A 15,218-nucleotide genomic window follows, 5' to 3' on the forward strand; every position below is an offset into this window, starting at 1 on the left:
AGGGGGAACATAAGCTATGTCTATGAAAATCAGTGAAAAAAAATTTAATGATCGCGTTGGTGATGGAATTCAAGATTCATTTATGCGCGGTGCAGTAACTTCTGCGCAGACGCGTTTATATACGAATCGTCTAAAAGCAGCAGATGAATTAGGAAATTGGGAAGAGTGGCGTGAGCTTGGTGAACAAATTCGCCAACATACTTTAGAAAATCTTGATTATTACTTGATGCAACTGAGTGAAAATGTATCAAAACGAGGTGGAAATGTTTTCTTTGCGAAAACAAAAGAAGAAGCAGCTAACTATATTCAAGAAGTAGCGAAAAAGAAAAATGCAAAAAAGGTTGTGAAATCAAAATCAATGGTAACCGAAGAAATTAGCATGAACCACGCGCTTGAAGAAATCGGTTGCGAAGTTGTTGAGAGTGACCTAGGAGAATATATTTTACAAGTGGACAATGATCCACCATCTCACATTGTTGCACCAGCACTTCATAAAAATAAAACACAAATTCGTGATGTTTTTAAAGAAAAATTAGGATATGAAAACTCTGATGATCCATATGAAATGACAAAATTTGTTCGTAAGCATCTTCGTAAAAAATTTATGGATGCTGAAATTGGGATAACAGGTTGTAACTTTGCGGTTGCAAATACAGGTTCTCTCTGCCTAGTAACAAATGAGGGGAACGCAGACCTTGTTATGTCTATTCCGAAAACACAAATTGCGGTAATGGGTATGGAGCGTATGGTTCCAACTATGGAAGAGCTCGATGTTTTAGTTGGTTTACTATGCCGCAGTGCAGTAGGACAAAAACTAACGAGTTATGTAACAGTAGCTGGTCCAATTCAAGAAGAAGAAATAGATGGACCTGAAGAATTCCATTTAGTAATTGTAGATAATGGACGTTCTGAAATTTTAGGATCTGAATTCCGCCAAGTACTGCAATGTATTCGTTGTGCAGCATGTATTAATGTGTGCCCTGTATATCGTCACGTTGGTGGACATTCTTACGGTTCTATTTATCCAGGCCCAATTGGAGCTGTTTTATCCCCACTTTTAGGTGGATATGACGATTATAAAGAACTTCCATATGCATCTAGTCTGTGCGGAGCTTGTACAGAAGCATGTCCAGTAAAAATTCCATTGCATGATTTACTGTTGAAACATCGTCAAGTTATTGTTGAGAAAGAAGGACGTGCCCCATTTGCAGAAAAATTAGCAATGAAGATGTTTAGTATGGGTGCTTCTTCAGCCGCTTTATACAAAATAGGATCAAAAATGGCACCAGTTGCACTAAGCCCATTTACATCCGGTAATCGTGTTACAAAAGGAGTAGGGCCACTGAAAAATTGGACAGAAATTCGTGAGTTCCCAGCTCCAAGTAAAGAAAGATTCCGCGATTGGTATAAAGAGCATAAGAAAGGCGGGGACAAGTGATGGCAGGAACAATTCAAAATCGTGATTCTTTTTTAGATAACATTGCAAAAGAACTTGGACGTGCACGCAAGACAGAAGGAGTGCAGCGCCCAGTATGGAAAAACAATGTGAATCTCGAAACATTAAAAGATTGTTCAGAGGAAGAATTATTAGAAGTATTTAAAAAACAATGTGAAAACATTCATACAACTGTAATTGAAACAACAAAAGATGAGTTAAAAGACGCGATTCAACAAATGATTGCTGAAAATGGTGGAGGACCTATTTTAGTATCTGATGATGAACGTTTTGAAAAGTATGGTTTAACATCTTTCTTTAGAGAAGAGCTTCCAAGCCAAAATGTTGAGGTGAATATTTGGGATCCTGAAGAAAAGGACGAAAATATTCGTTTCGCTGAAAAAGCAAACATTGGAATTGCATTCAGTGATTATACATTAGCAGAATCGGGTACTATCGTTGTCCAAAGTCGTAAAGGACAAGGTCGTTCTTTGCATTTCTTACCAACTGTATACTTTTCGATTATTCCGCGTGAAACAATTGTACCTCGTATTACACAAGCAGTTCGTGATATGAATGCACGTGTTGAAAAGGGAGAAGCGGTAGCATCTTGTATTAACTTTATTACAGGTCCAAGTAACTCAGCTGATATTGAGATGAATCTTGTTGTTGGTGTACATGGACCATTAAAAGCATACTATTTTGTAGTATAAAATGGAGAAAAGCAGGCGAGAAATAGCCTGCTTTTTTTAGTGGACTTAAGAAAACAGTAATTAGCAAGATCGCACTCTCTTTGATATATTTTGGGGAGAAAGGGGGAGGAAGTAGTGCTGTTATATATATATGCATTTGTAACAGGAATCGTGCTCGGATCCTTTTACCTTGTGGTGGCTCTTCGTGTACCAAGGGGAGAATCTATCATTACTCCGCGCTCATATTGTCCTCATTGTCAGCATAGATTGCAGCCTAAAGAACTGATTCCCATTTTGTCTTTTTGTATGCAAAGCGGTCGTTGTAAACATTGTAAAAGGAAAATACCTTATACTTATCCGATAGTTGAATTGATAACGGGAAGTTTATTTCTTATTTCAGTATGCATGGTGGGAGTGGGGCAAGAATTGATTGTCATTTGTACACTTTTTTCTTTACTTGTTATGATTACGCTTACGGATCTTTTTTATATGATGATTCCCAATGCTGTATTACTTAGTTTTAGTTGTATTTTTCTTATCGAATATATGATAAGCCCGTTTATTTTTTGGTTGGATAGTGTGCTTGGTGGAGGAATTATATTTTGCGTATTGTATATACTCCGAATGATATATCCAAATGGTCTTGGAGGTGGCGATGTGAAATTGTTATCTCTACTTGGATTTGTACTAGGAATAAAAGGGATTTTGATTACGCTTTGTATTGCTTCTTGCTCCAGTCTTTGCTTTTTAGGAATTTGTTTCCTATTTAAGCGAATGAATATAAGAGATCCCTTGCCGTTTGGCCCTTTTATTGCACTTGGGACAATCTGTTATGTCGCTATAAAATTTTTGGAATAAGGCGGGGGCACATTGCTGAATTGCATATCAATTCTTTAATAACCAATCATATCCATTGCAATAAAATATGATTGGTTGTAACATTTACCAGTATTTAAATGACGAACATTGTTTAAAGGATTTTAACTAGTATTTAAGAGGAGAATACAATGAATAAAATAAAACGGTTACTGAAACGTAAAACGACTTGGATAATTCTTATCCTATTTGTATTTGTTTATGTAAATAACAGTTCTCTTTTGGCTAAGAGGGCCGAGGGGACTCCTCTTCTTCTTGCTCACCGAGGACTTTCGCAAACATTTAGCATGGAAGGGATTGAGGATGATACATGTACAGCAGAACGTATAGATAAACCTGAACATCCTTATTTAGAAAATACAATTCCATCTATGGAAGCGGCATTTAAAGCTGGAGCTGATCTAGTAGAGTTTGATGTTCAACCAACTAAAGATAATAATTTTGTTATTTTTCATGACTGGACTCTTGATTGCCGTACTAATGGTAAAGGTGTTACAAGAGATTTTACAACAAAAGAATTACAAGCACTTGATATTGGTTACGGTTATACAGCTGATGGGGGTAAAACATTCCCGTTTCGTGGTAAAGGGATTAATCTTATGCCAACACTTGATGAAGTACTTCACCATTTTCCAGATCGTTCTTTTCTTATTCATATTAAAAGTGATGATGAAAATGAAGGAAACCAATTGGCGGCTTACCTCAAGAAACTACCAGCGAAACGCCTTGATCAACTAACTGTATATGGCGGTGATAAACCAATTGCTGCGATAAAAGAGCGTATCCCTAGTTTACGAACAATGTCAAAAGCAACCATGAAAAAGGATCTTCTTACTTATATTGCATTAGGGTGGACTGGCTACATACCTTCAAGCCTGAAGCATGGAGAATTACATATACCAGACAAAGTAGCTCCTTGGCTTTGGGGATGGCCAAATCGTTTTCTTAATCGAATGGATAAAGCAGGTACTCGAGTTATCGTTGTAGGAGGAAATGGATTTGGATTTTCAAGTGGATTTGACTCATCTGAAGATATAAAACGTCTTCCTGACGATTATACAGGTGGAATTTGGACAAACCGCATTGATAAAATAGCACCTGTATTTAAGAAATAAGGGATGATATAACAATCGAAGTTTTTTCATATGTTTAACTATTTATATTTTAAAAGAAAACGTATTAATAATGTTGAAGTTTTATATGCCCCGATCTCCCACTGGGAGCGTCAATATTTTTGTGTAAATGCATTTTCAACCTTTTTGGATAGAACGTCACTTTTAGTATAAATATAAGCTTTGCTCGAAGGATCGATTTTATTTATTGGCAGGGCTAGCCCTGCCAATAAATAAAATTTCACGATGCTGTGTCCTTCCTCTTCAAATTCTTCCAACATCGTTAACGATGCAGCACGCGCCTTACGAATTTTGTGTGATAAATTGCGGGCTATATGGACTAAACAAGATTGATATTTGGCTCTTGAAAATACGTTTGAGATGGCATCTACCATGTCTTTGAAGCCATCTGAAATAAACAGAAGGACATCCTTTACACCACGATCTTTGAGTTCTTCTAAAAGCTCTTGCCAGTTATACGCTGATTCAGTTGGCGCAATCGTGTACGCAAGCACTTCTTTTGATTTATCTTCACAAATACCAACAGCGATATAGGTTGTATCTATATACACACATATATAGCGAGTATGTAAAGGTCGTTGATGAAACGCTTTAACTTGTTCAGAAACAGATTTCGCCATATTTGAAATCGTTTGAGGCGTGTAATGATGACCGTACATTTTCTCGATTAAACGTGCAATTTCTGTCCTTGTAATTCCTTTTGGAAAGAGATGAATCACAGTCGCGTTTCGCGTATCATTTGAGCGCTGATATGGTGCCACTGTCTGTTGCTTAAATTCGCCGTTAGATCACGCGCGGTATTTGTAAGTGTAACTCTCCATACTCGGTGTGTCAGGTACGAGAATACGAACCATTGCGAGAATTACCTGAATTGAAACCTATACGATCATATTTTTATAGTTTAAAAATGAAGTTCATTTTTGGGAATAATTAATTTCTTAAGTTGATGGCAACGGGGCGAGCCCTCTAATATAAATAAGAAATTGGGATGAAATGAATACTTTCTTTTATTATCAAGAACTCAATGAAAAAGTTTTTAAAATAAAAGAATATTAATGATAAACTTCTTCAATTCTGTCCAGCCATTCATTTACTAGAGTGTTAAAAAGTTGTGGTTGCTCTATTTGTAAATTATGTCCAGCTGTATCCAATACGGCAAATGTTCCTCTTGGATATTTATGTAAAATGTTAAGGGCATCTTTATATCCAACAGAAGCGTCTTGTCTTCCTAAAAGAAATATACTGGGCTTATCAAAATTAGATTGATCAACTTTAAATGAAAACTCATATTTATTCCTAACTCTATTTAAAAACTTTTCATCTGCAATTTTACAGCCTGCAACAATTTCATTTTTGTAACGCAACCAATTATACTCATCAAGTACAACTTGATTGCTTTTGAAATGTTCTAATTCCTCTTTCGATAAACTTTCAATAAATTTAGCATCTGTTTTCAAGACTCTATGTTTCTCAACGGCTCTATTTTCGTTCAGAGGGATAATAACAGGACATATAAATGCTGCTCCGAGTATTCGTTCTTTTTGTTTTTCGATAAGTCCTCTAGCTATATAGCCGCCGTAAGATTCACCAGCAATTATGTATTCTTGATCATGGAGAACGGCTTGAATAAAATCTAAAACAGCATTCAACATTTCATCAGAGCAACTTATTTCGTCATAGTTTTTTGTTACTCCCATTCCAGGTAGATCGATATAAATACGTCGCCATCCATCTCTTTTAGTAAATATAGGTTCCATACAACCACTCATTAATCGATGATCAGGTGCATAGCCATGTACCATTAAAATTGGTTTTCCTTTCCCTATATCTTCATAGTAAATGTCGGCTTGTTTAACTTTGCAATATGGCATATTGAACCCTTCTTTCTTGAAAATTTTGAATATTCTATCGGTTATTCCCTCTAAATTTAAATATACAAGAAGACAATTAAAGATTCCAGTTATTTGGAACGGAATCTTTATCCTGCAAAATTCCCCAATCTTGACCATAGCTTCTCTACTCCATCATTATCGTTTTGAAACTATTGGCTGTTATTTTCGGGGAATTTGGAACTGTTGTTATAAGGGAGTTTACCACCGTTACTAACATCTACAAAATATTATTTCAGTTAGTTGCATATTTTTTACTGTAGAATGAATTGTATAAGCGTAAATTTGTACCGAATTATTTGGAGAATGCTAGTGAGTGAGGCCATAAGTTAAACTAGAACACGTCAATTTATAAAAAATTTCACAAATCGACCATGTATCTCAATTTTTTGCGCTTACAATGAATTTCTGAGGAGGAAATTGACTATGATGGATTGGAATAAGGGGAAAAAACAGATTGAAAATACGTTTAATGGCACGATATTGCTTGCACAAGATAAAAAATTCTATTACAAGGTGCCTATGGAGAAGCTTCTATTCAAACACATGCTCCAATGAAACTCAAGCAACGTTTTAACTTAGCTTCTGTATCAAAACCCCTAACAGCATTAGGTATTTTACTATTAGTGCAAGAAAATAAAATCAAATTAGATGATGATATTAACAAATGGTTTGCAAATTTACCTTATGATAATATTACTGTACGCCACCTTTTACAACACACATCAGGTTTACCTGATTATATAGAATTGTTTGCTGATCATTGGAACGAATCAACATTTGCTTCAAATGAAGATGTGCTACAACTCTTAACTCAATATGCACCACCTCGGCTCTTTGAAGCAGGTGAACAAATGGTATATAGCAATACAGGGTATGTATTATTATCCCTGTTGATTGAGCGTGTTACGAATAAGAGTTTTTCTAAGTATATGACTGAAGCGATCTTTAATCCATTAAATATGAAACATACAACAGTAACTTCAACTACTTTTATAGAGGAATATCCTTGTGAAATTGCACAAGGATATGTATATGATGTTTATAGTGGCAAACATATTAGGCCTGTTGAATTTGAAGAAACTAGGGATACTGTTTGTTTAGATTATATTACCGGTGATGGAGGAATTTATTCAACGGTGGAGGACTTATGGAAATTAGGGCGTGCTGTCATTTGTGCGCAACTTTGGAATAAAGAATTGCTTGAACAAGCTTTTACTCCATCAACTCTTTCGGCAGAACAATCTTTTCCTTACGGTATGGGATGGATGATATATGAAGATGAACAACTGGGAACATGCGTGTCCCATACTGGTGGTTGGCCAGGCTATGCAGCCACCTTTAAAATTTTTCTTCAATCTAAAACAATCTTTGTCTTTTTACGTAGTAAAGAGCAAGGATTAACCTACGAACAAGCGATTGAAGAAGCGATTGAAAAGGCACTAAAAACAAATGAATTAATCTTACCAAAAAAACCTAAGCAACTGAAAGCTATACATTTATCAACTGAATTATTGGAAGGATATGTGGGAAAATACTATTTACAAGAGAATCCTGAATATGCGATTGAGGTGGTATTACAACCCAATAATCGCTTATATATATATTTACCAAATACAATGCCAATGGAATTACATGCAATTAATGAGAATGAATTTTTTTTACGTAGTATAGAAGTTTTAATAACGATTAAACAAAATATATTAACTGTTATTGACGGAGATCAAAAAACGATCGCAATAAAATAGTATGAAAGTGGGGGAGTATCAACAAAACGCGAATTTCGTATCCTAAGCAATTTTTCACATAGAAAAAGCCGATTTCCTGTACGTTAGGGGATCATCGGCTTTTATTTTAAATATTTAGGACTTGGTTTCAGAGGCAAGACTAGGCATTAGTACGAACTGATTGCCATAGGCTACAACTTCCTCAAACAGGCGAAAAAAACAGCTTGTTTGAGGAAGGAAATCAAAAAAATAACACCCCCCCACAGAGAAAGTACATTTTCTCTGTGGGGGGTTAGTCATTGAAAGGAGCTTTTGGGACAGCCCTTTCATTAATGTTTCATATGAGCTTGTAAAGGAATGATTTCCTCTTGAGGAGCAACTTTACCAGCTTTTTTTGTTCCGCTTGTTAAATAATGATATACCATACCTACAAAGACGGATCCGCCAATGATGTTCCCGAGTGTTACGGGAATTAAATTGTGAATGGCACCAGCAAAACTAATTGTATCAGAGTGTGGTGATAGTAAAGATAATGCAAATAATGATAAGTTTGCAATGCTATGCTCATAACCGGATAGGAAAAAAGTAAAAACAAGGAACATCATAACAAGAATTTTGGCTGTATCACCTTTCACTTGAGACGGAAGAAAACAAGCTAAACAGACAAGCCAATTACATAAAATACCTTTAAAGAAAAGCTGAATGGTAGGTGTTCCCATTTTGATTTCCACAACTTTATTCATCAAATGTTCATGATCGATTGTTTCAAAAATTCCAGTTGCATAAAATAATAATGCAAAAAATAATGCCCCTGCTAAATTGCCTGCATAACAAGTAATCCAGTTACGAAATGTATCGGAAATAGTTGTTTTGTTTCTTAAAGTGGAGACTGTAAAATACATTGTATTTCCTGTAAATAATTCAGCGCCACCGTATATGATTAATACGAGTGCAATACCGAAAAACATAGAAGCAGCTAAATAAGTTGCCGGAGAATTTTCTATACTGAAGAAATTACCTAATTTAAAACATAGTACAATAATAAAGCCGATATAAACGCCAGCAAGTGCAGCACGAATGAAGTATTGCATTAAATTTGTGTCTAGCATTTCTTTTTTTTTCTGAGCAAGTTTTACAACGTAAGTCAATCCGTGTTCTAGCATAATAATTGCGCTCCTTTGTGTAAATACTCTTTATATGAATAAAGTACATGGATTCGATTCCATTTTCAACAAAATTGTGAAACGTTTCACAAAAGGGACACATATTAAAACAAAGAGTATAGGGATTAATATGTAATTTATTCACTATTTGCGGACATTCAGATGAATAGTGAGGGCTCATAGTCAGTTGAGGATAGGAGACAATTGCCATTGATTCCAGTTGCGCTTTATGTGAGAAAGTAGGAAGGGTAAGCTTGTATAATAAATGAAAAAAGCGCTGTGATTACAACGCTTTTTCATCAAAATTCTTTTGTATAGTGTTTGTTTTTGTATCTTTGGAGAAGAACCAACCACCAGCTGCAATTCCAACTAGTACAATCCAGAATCCAATTTTCCATGGAGCAGATTCAGGGAATGAATGAGGGAGAATCCCTAAAGTTGGGTGTGCTAATGTGTAAACAGCAAGTTTTACCCCAACCCAACCAACAATCAAGAAGGCAGCTGTTTCTAGTCCTGGCTTCCGTTTTAATAAGTGTACGAAAGCAGAAGCAGCAAATCGCATAATGATTAGACCAATTATACCGCCGGCAAAAATAACAAGGAATTGACCAGTATCGAGGCTACCGATTGTACCTAATCCTGTTTTTGGTAAAGTCATTGCCAATGCAACAGCAGCTAAAATAGAATCAACTGCAAATGCGATATCAGCAACTTCGACTTTAAATACCGTCCACCAAAAGTTTTCTTGTTTTTTCTTTATGTTTGCATCTTTTTTCTTCGTTTCTTCATTTGTATGCTTTCTCATATAAGTTTTGAACAAATGGTTACCTGCAATAAACATTAAATAAATGGCACCTAGCGCCTGCACTTGCCATACATCAACTAAGAAAGAAATGATAAACAGTGATCCAAAGCGAAATATGAAAGCACCAGCTAATCCATAAAATAATGCTTTTTTTCGTTTTTCTTCGGGTAAATGTTTTACCATAATGGCAAGAACAAGTGCATTATCTGCTGCTAAAATCCCTTCTAATGCAATTAAAATAAGTAATACCCAGCTGTACTCCAAAAGTAATGATACATCCATACACATTCTCCTCTCATTTGTATAAATCCTAAACGAGTGACGAAAATCCCCACAGTTTAGTTTCCCCATACTCCTACCTATCAGCGGTAGAAGAATCTGGAAAAGAATGCAAAAAAGACCTCTGCCGTTGGTAGGCAAAGGTCTTGCTAGACATATGTAATGAAAATGCCAACAAAGCCGGAAGAACTAAGTTCTACGTAATGACGACTTTGTTTCCAAGAATTATTTCTTGGACGCTACTCCCCTTTGGAGATATGTTATTGTAGTTATATTATATGAGGGATGGAATTGGTTGTCAACCTGTTAAAAGATCTTCGTTTGGATATTTTATTTTTTTTTGCTTTTTACGTGCAAAGGAAAAGGCTAGTGTTAGTGGACCCATCTTTCCAAAAAACATCATAAATATAATAATAAATTTTCCAATGACCGTTAGCTGCGGTGTAAGTCCCATGCTTAATCCAACGGTTCCAAATGCCGAAAAAACTTCGAATGCACTCATGAAAAGAGGGGTTTGTTCAGTAATGCTTAAAATAAGTATGGAAAAGAAAATAAATGAAATGGATATGACAGTAATTGTTAAAGATTTAACGATAAGAGTATCTTTTATCGATTTTTTAAAAATAACAATATCATCTTGTTCTTGAAGGAACTTAAATACACCAAATAACATAATTAAAAAGGTTGTTAATTTAATACCACCTCCCGTAGATGCACTACCAGCCCCGATAAACATAAGTAGCATCATGAGTAAAAGAGAGGGGGTGGAGAGCTGTGCGATATCAACTGTATTAAAACCAGCAGTGCGTGTCGAAATGGCTTGAAAGTAGGCAGCTAATGTTTCTTCAAATGGTGTAAATCCTTTCATGGAGATAGAATTATGAAATTCAAATATAAAAATTAAAAGTGTTGCAATAATATTAATTATAAGAGTAGAAGAGAGCATAAGTTTAGAATGTAAGGTCAGTGTTTTAAAACTCTTTTTTCGTTTTATGTCCACGATGACTGTAAAACCCATCCCTCCTAAAATAATTAAAGTCGAAATAACAATATTCACAAGAATACTGTGAGATTGAGACATTAAATTGTTACTCCAGATGGAAAAACCGGCATTATTAAATGCAGAAATGGAGTGAAACAAACTATAATAGACCCCTTTCTTTATACCATATTTAGGAATCCATTCGAACGAAAGAAAAAGAGCTGCGATACACTCAACTGTAAACGAAAATATAAACAAAGATTTGACAAGGCCGATTACACCGCCAATATTCGTTTGATTTAATGCTTGTTGGAGTAATATTCGGTTTTGAAGTCCAATTTTTCTTCCTAACATAATCGCAATGAATACGGCAAAGCTCATAATACCTAGTCCACCGACTTGAATGAGAAATAAAATGACACATTGTCCAAATGTAGTGAATATTTTCCCTGTATCTACAACACCTAGTCCAGTAACGGTACAGGCAGAAACAGTTGTAAATAAAGCATCTAGCCATGAAATAGAAGTTGTTGTTGAAACGGGGAGTTTTAATAAGCATGTTCCAGCAATGGAGAGCATTATAAAAGATAAAATGAGTACACGAGGTGGGCTCATTTTCATATTAATCTGTTTCATGTACATCTGTCCTTTCAGTGTGCTCTCTGTAGTATGTGAAGAAGAAATATAATGTATGTCTAAAAAGAAAAAGGCAGAATCTCTGCCTTCTAAATCCAAACAGTATAAAATTATCCACGCAATTGTTGTTGTGCTAAAGAAACAAGACGTTTTGTTACTTCGCCACCGACAGATCCATTAGCACGAGCAACTGTATTCGATCCTAAGTTTACGCCGAACTCTTGCGCAATTTCGTATTTGAATTGTTCCAGCGCTTGTTCAGCACCAGGAACAAGTAATTTATTTGTTTTTACCATTTATACACACATCCTTGTCTATAATCCAGTTTGGTAACTGGTATCGTTATTGTATGTGTTATAGCGCCAGTCATACGCGGAAGTAATCGGAGGGATTAGTAGTTCTTGGATATACAAAAGGAGTAGCTCATTTGCTACTCCTTTTTGAGTATCGTTGCAGTTCCTTCGACAACAATAACATTTGATTGGTTATATATGTTTGTTTGCAATGTAATGATTTTTTTATCATCACGTTTTTTTATCACTTCTACTATAACGCGTAATGTATCACCAATTTTTACAGGTGCACGAAATGAAACATTTTGCGATAAATAGATGGTATTTTTACCTGGCAATTGCGTACCGAGAACAGTAGAAATAAAACCTGAAACAAGCATTCCATGTGCGATACGCTCTTTGAAGATTGTTGTTTTTGCAAAGGAATCTAGAATATGAATGGGGTTGACGTCCCCAGTTAATTTTGCAAAAGCAAGGATATCTTCATTTGTAATCGTTTTGGTTAATGAAGCTTGATCGCCAACTTGAATCTCATCGTACTGAAGCTCTTGAACGGATTGTGCTTCTTGAAATAGATTCATGTGATCCTCCTTCTTTTCCATATCGAAAAATGTAAGCCATCTAGATGCAATAGGAGGAAGAAAGAGTTTTGTTTGTTTAGCAGTAAGCTGCCACATTTTTCTTATTTGATGGAAGTAAATAGATTTTTGGAGTTTTCCTCGAACTTTTTTACAAGTTCCAGTTGTGTAGACTTGAACTCCGTCAAAAAATCATCTAATTGTTTTTGAAGTTCCTCACGCTGAAGTTGATGTTGCTCAATAAATTGTTTTGTTGTTTCCTCGAATTGACCGCTTGTTTGTGTAAGAATAGACAGTGATGTTTTTGTAGGAGAAACAGTAAGTTGATGAATGTGGTTAGAGAGTTCATTCCATTTTTCTTGCCACTCATGAATTTGATCATTTAGAGAATTGCCTGTAAGTTGGTTCACATATTCTGTATATTGGCTGTTCCATTGAGCAGTGAATTGTTGAAGTTCTTTTTCTAGTTCGTCAACTCCTGCTGTTAGTTTATGCAAAGCGTCTTGTTGTTGTTTTAATATTTCTAATGTAAGTTGTTCTAATTGTTTTCCCGCTGAAGAAAAAAGGGAAAGCGAATGTGACCAATTTTTCCAAAATGCATCGATAAGTTCATATGGTTTAGTTTCCATAGTTTGACCTCCAAATGTTTTTTTACATATTGTGAACGCAGATTATTCTGCTGTACCACCAGGTGAAGATGAAGAATTTTTTTCATCCTTGTCTGGAGAAGTAGAAAACGGAAAGAATGCATTGGTGTATAAAGTGAAAAATGTTCGCAACATATTTTGGTAATGTTCAAAAGAGGTCGCGCATGTTGCTAAATATTGCTCTCCATATTCCGTTAAAGAGTAGATACGTTTTGCTGGCCCTCCTTCACTTGTATCCCAAGTTGAAGAAATAAGATTTTCTTTTTCTAATTTGCGTAATGTTCGATAAACATTACCTTGATCGATAGAAGAAAAGCCGATGTCCATTAGCATTTGAATGAGTTTGTAACCGTGAAGACTCCAGTCTTTCAGACAGAGAAGTAAGAAGGGAACTAAGAAGTTTTTTGGCATGGAGTTTGGTTGTTTTGCTGAGATTTTTTCAATACTTTCTTGTTGGTCTGGTTCATTATGTAGCATGATTGTACATCACCTCATGAATCAGTTAGATGGAATTTTTTGCTTATAAGTGCAATTTACACCTATCTGTTTCTCATGTCAATACATTTATTGGAATAAAAAAGTAAAATACAGACTTGAAGTTTTTTTCATAATATCAGAAAATAGTGAATAGGTTGAATTGTTTCAAAAACGAATAAAGGAGTGTAGGAGAAGTGATTGATCAAAAATTTGATCCACTGCAAACATGGAAAGAGGTTTATGAAAAAACAGAAACGTTTTGGGGAAAAGCATTAAATGAAACAATCAAAACAGAAGAGTATTCTGCTTGGATGGGAAGCGTTCTAGATTTGAACTTGTTTTATCAGAAAATGTTAAATGATGTAACGAAGGGCTATTTAGAAAAAGTAAACATACCGACTCAAGAAGACATTGCTAGGGTAGCAACACTTGTTATTAACTTGGAAAATAAGGTTGATAACATTGAGGAAATTCTAGAGGAAAAAGCAGAAACTTTAGGCCAACCTCCTACGCTAAAACGTGATGTGACAAAAGTGAAACAAGACATTCGAACTTTAGAAAATAAAGTTGATAAAATTTTAGAATTATTAGAAAAACAAAATGAAACATTAGCAAAATTACAAGACCCTGTGAAGGAAGAGACAAAAGCACAAGTGAAACCAGAAAATAAAAAATAAGGAATAGGCGCCTTGTTTATCAATTTCAAAAAAGATGGGGAGAACTTTCTTGAGATTGTGTAAACGGCGAAAACATACTATATATAGGATTTTTTGAATAAGTACCAAATGGAGTTATTAACTATTGTTCACAATTCATTAAAGGGGGAAAAGAAATGACTCAATTAAATGGAAAAGTTGCAATTGTAACAGGCGGAGCAAAAGGAATTGGGAAAGCAATTACGGTGGCTTTAGCAAAAGAAGGAGTAAAGGTTGTTATGAATTACAATAGCAGTAAAGAAGCAGCTGAAAATCTTGTAAATGAGCTAGGAACAGAGGGTCATGATGTATATGCAGTTCAAGCTGATGTTTCAAAGTTAGAAGATGCAAAGCGCCTTGTAGATGAAACTGTGAATCACTTTGGTAAAGTAGATATTTTAGTTAATAATGCTGGTATTACAAGAGATCGTACGTTTAAAAAGTTGAATCGTGAAGATTGGGAGCGCGTCATTGATGTGAACTTAAGTAGTGTATTCAACACAACAAGCGCAGCGCTTCCTTACATAACAGAGTCTGAAGGTGGAAGGATTATTAGTATTTCTTCTATTATTGGACAAGCAGGCGGATTCGGTCAAACGAACTATGCCGCTGCGAAAGCAGGTATGATAGGATTTACCAAATCGTTAGCGTTAGAGCTTGCGAAAACAAATGTAACAGTAAATGCAATCTGCCCAGGTTTTATTGATACTGAGATGGTTGCAGAAGTACCGGAAAATGTTCGTGAGCAAATCGTTGCAAAGATTCCAAAGAAACGATTTGGACAAGCGGATGAAATTGCGAAAGGCGTTGTGTATCTGTGCCGAGATGGAGCATATATTACAGGGCAGCAATTAAATATTAATGGCGGATTATATATGTAATGAAGCGAGAAAAAAGTGCATATCCATAGC

Annotated in this window: 15 protein-coding genes, 1 pseudogene and 1 riboswitch; of the genes and pseudogenes, 7 read left to right on the top strand and 9 right to left on the bottom strand. The window is 35.4% G+C overall.

What is annotated here, in order from left to right:
* Positions 1-16: 16 nt before the first annotated feature.
* From MR056_RS03820 to MR056_RS03835, 4 genes are all read left to right on the top strand, one after another.
* Positions 17-1,438: a LutB/LldF family L-lactate oxidation iron-sulfur protein gene (locus MR056_RS03820; protein WP_048722383.1), complete on the top strand. Its 1,422-nt coding sequence runs from the start codon at positions 17-19 to the stop codon at positions 1,436-1,438.
* Positions 1,438-2,148 carry a LutC/YkgG family protein gene (locus tag MR056_RS03825; RefSeq protein WP_011984105.1) on the top strand — a complete coding sequence of 237 codons (711 nt, stop codon included), beginning with the start codon at positions 1,438-1,440 and terminating at the stop codon, positions 2,146-2,148. The genes MR056_RS03820 and MR056_RS03825 overlap by 1 nt, the downstream gene beginning before the upstream one ends.
* A gap of 114 nt (positions 2,149-2,262) precedes the next feature.
* Positions 2,263-2,985, top strand: coding sequence for a prepilin peptidase (locus MR056_RS03830; protein ID WP_048722387.1), 723 nt, complete (start codon positions 2,263-2,265; stop codon positions 2,983-2,985).
* A 149-nt stretch (positions 2,986-3,134) separates the two neighbouring features.
* Positions 3,135-4,118 carry a glycerophosphodiester phosphodiesterase family protein gene (locus MR056_RS03835; protein ID WP_011984107.1) on the top strand — a complete coding sequence of 328 codons (984 nt, stop codon included), beginning with the start codon at positions 3,135-3,137 and terminating at the stop codon, positions 4,116-4,118.
* Between the two features lie 302 nt (positions 4,119-4,420).
* Here MR056_RS03835 and MR056_RS03840 read toward each other — a convergent pair.
* Together MR056_RS03840 and MR056_RS03845 are read right to left on the bottom strand one after the other, a co-directional pair.
* Positions 4,421-5,050 (bottom strand): annotated as a pseudogene (locus MR056_RS03840) (IS256 family transposase); the annotation flags it as partial.
* Between the two features lie 138 nt (positions 5,051-5,188).
* Positions 5,189-6,007 carry an alpha/beta fold hydrolase gene (locus MR056_RS03845; RefSeq protein WP_011984109.1) on the bottom strand — a complete coding sequence of 273 codons (819 nt, stop codon included), beginning with the start codon at positions 6,005-6,007 and terminating at the stop codon, positions 5,189-5,191.
* Positions 6,008-6,528: 521 nt separating this feature from the next.
* Between MR056_RS03845 and MR056_RS03850 the strand changes: the two genes are divergently transcribed.
* Positions 6,529-7,773 carry a serine hydrolase domain-containing protein gene (locus tag MR056_RS03850; RefSeq protein WP_265183403.1) on the top strand — a complete coding sequence of 415 codons (1,245 nt, stop codon included), beginning with the start codon at positions 6,529-6,531 and terminating at the stop codon, positions 7,771-7,773.
* Positions 7,774-8,081: 308 nt separating this feature from the next.
* Here the strand turns inward: MR056_RS03850 and MR056_RS03855 are convergent, their stop codons facing one another.
* The 7 genes from MR056_RS03855 to phaQ form a co-directional block, all read right to left on the bottom strand.
* Positions 8,082-8,915, bottom strand: a complete 834-nt coding sequence (locus tag MR056_RS03855) for a formate/nitrite transporter family protein (RefSeq protein ID WP_011984114.1) — start codon at positions 8,913-8,915, stop codon at positions 8,082-8,084.
* A gap of 283 nt (positions 8,916-9,198) precedes the next feature.
* The gene (locus MR056_RS03860) at positions 9,199-10,002 is read right to left on the bottom strand and encodes a TerC family protein (RefSeq protein WP_011984115.1); all 804 of its coding nucleotides are present in this window, start codon (positions 10,000-10,002) and stop codon (positions 9,199-9,201) included.
* A gap of 82 nt (positions 10,003-10,084) precedes the next feature.
* A riboswitch (yybP-ykoY riboswitch) is annotated at positions 10,085-10,259 on the bottom strand.
* A 38-nt stretch (positions 10,260-10,297) separates the two neighbouring features.
* Positions 10,298-11,617 (bottom strand): TrkH family potassium uptake protein, encoded by a 1,320-nt coding sequence (locus MR056_RS03865; protein WP_048722395.1) that lies wholly within the window; start codon positions 11,615-11,617, stop codon positions 10,298-10,300.
* 110 nt (positions 11,618-11,727) lie between these two features.
* Positions 11,728-11,913: an alpha/beta-type small acid-soluble spore protein gene (locus MR056_RS03870; RefSeq protein WP_011984117.1), complete on the bottom strand. Its 186-nt coding sequence runs from the start codon at positions 11,911-11,913 to the stop codon at positions 11,728-11,730.
* A gap of 134 nt (positions 11,914-12,047) precedes the next feature.
* Complete coding sequence (locus MR056_RS03875; RefSeq protein ID WP_011984118.1) at positions 12,048-12,491, bottom strand: MaoC family dehydratase; 444 nt, start codon at positions 12,489-12,491, stop codon at positions 12,048-12,050.
* Between the two features lie 101 nt (positions 12,492-12,592).
* Entirely contained in the window at positions 12,593-13,117 is a 525-nt protein-coding gene (gene phaP, locus MR056_RS03880) for a polyhydroxyalkanoic acid inclusion protein PhaP (RefSeq protein ID WP_011984119.1), read from the bottom strand.
* Positions 13,118-13,159: 42 nt separating this feature from the next.
* Positions 13,160-13,612 (bottom strand): poly-beta-hydroxybutyrate-responsive repressor, encoded by a 453-nt coding sequence (gene phaQ, locus MR056_RS03885; protein ID WP_011984120.1) that lies wholly within the window; start codon positions 13,610-13,612, stop codon positions 13,160-13,162.
* Positions 13,613-13,806: 194 nt separating this feature from the next.
* Here phaQ and phaR point away from each other — a divergent pair, with 194 nt between their 5' ends.
* Positions 13,807-14,289, top strand: a complete 483-nt coding sequence (gene phaR, locus MR056_RS03890) for a polyhydroxyalkanoic acid synthase subunit PhaR (RefSeq protein ID WP_048722399.1) — start codon at positions 13,807-13,809, stop codon at positions 14,287-14,289.
* Positions 14,290-14,444: 155 nt separating this feature from the next.
* Positions 14,445-15,188 carry an acetoacetyl-CoA reductase gene (locus MR056_RS03895; RefSeq protein WP_011984122.1) on the top strand — a complete coding sequence of 248 codons (744 nt, stop codon included), beginning with the start codon at positions 14,445-14,447 and terminating at the stop codon, positions 15,186-15,188.
* Positions 15,189-15,218: the final 30 nt, after the last annotated feature.

Source organism: Bacillus cereus group sp. BfR-BA-01360, from assembly GCF_022663595.1.
GTDB classification, from domain to species: domain Bacteria; phylum Bacillota; class Bacilli; order Bacillales; family Bacillaceae_G; genus Bacillus_A; species Bacillus_A cytotoxicus.

Coding starts and splice junctions, on each gene's coding strand:
- MR056_RS03820 (WP_048722383.1), top strand. CDS start 17: ATGTCTATGAAAATCAGTGAAAAAAAATTTAATGATCGCGTTGGTGAT.
- MR056_RS03825 (WP_011984105.1), top strand. CDS start 1,438: ATGGCAGGAACAATTCAAAATCGTGATTCTTTTTTAGATAACATTGCA.
- MR056_RS03835 (WP_011984107.1), top strand. CDS start 3,135: ATGAATAAAATAAAACGGTTACTGAAACGTAAAACGACTTGGATAATT.
- MR056_RS03845 (WP_011984109.1), bottom strand. CDS start 6,007: ATGCCATATTGCAAAGTTAAACAAGCCGACATTTACTATGAAGATATA.
- MR056_RS03855 (WP_011984114.1), bottom strand. CDS start 8,915: ATGCTAGAACACGGATTGACTTACGTTGTAAAACTTGCTCAGAAAAAA.
- MR056_RS03860 (WP_011984115.1), bottom strand. CDS start 10,002: ATGGATGTATCATTACTTTTGGAGTACAGCTGGGTATTACTTATTTTA.
- MR056_RS03865 (WP_048722395.1), bottom strand. CDS start 11,617: ATGAAACAGATTAATATGAAAATGAGCCCACCTCGTGTACTCATTTTA.
- MR056_RS03870 (WP_011984117.1), bottom strand. CDS start 11,913: ATGGTAAAAACAAATAAATTACTTGTTCCTGGTGCTGAACAAGCGCTG.
- MR056_RS03875 (WP_011984118.1), bottom strand. CDS start 12,491: ATGAATCTATTTCAAGAAGCACAATCCGTTCAAGAGCTTCAGTACGAT.
- phaP (WP_011984119.1), bottom strand. CDS start 13,117: ATGGAAACTAAACCATATGAACTTATCGATGCATTTTGGAAAAATTGG.
- phaQ (WP_011984120.1), bottom strand. CDS start 13,612: ATGCTACATAATGAACCAGACCAACAAGAAAGTATTGAAAAAATCTCA.
- MR056_RS03895 (WP_011984122.1), top strand. CDS start 14,445: ATGACTCAATTAAATGGAAAAGTTGCAATTGTAACAGGCGGAGCAAAA.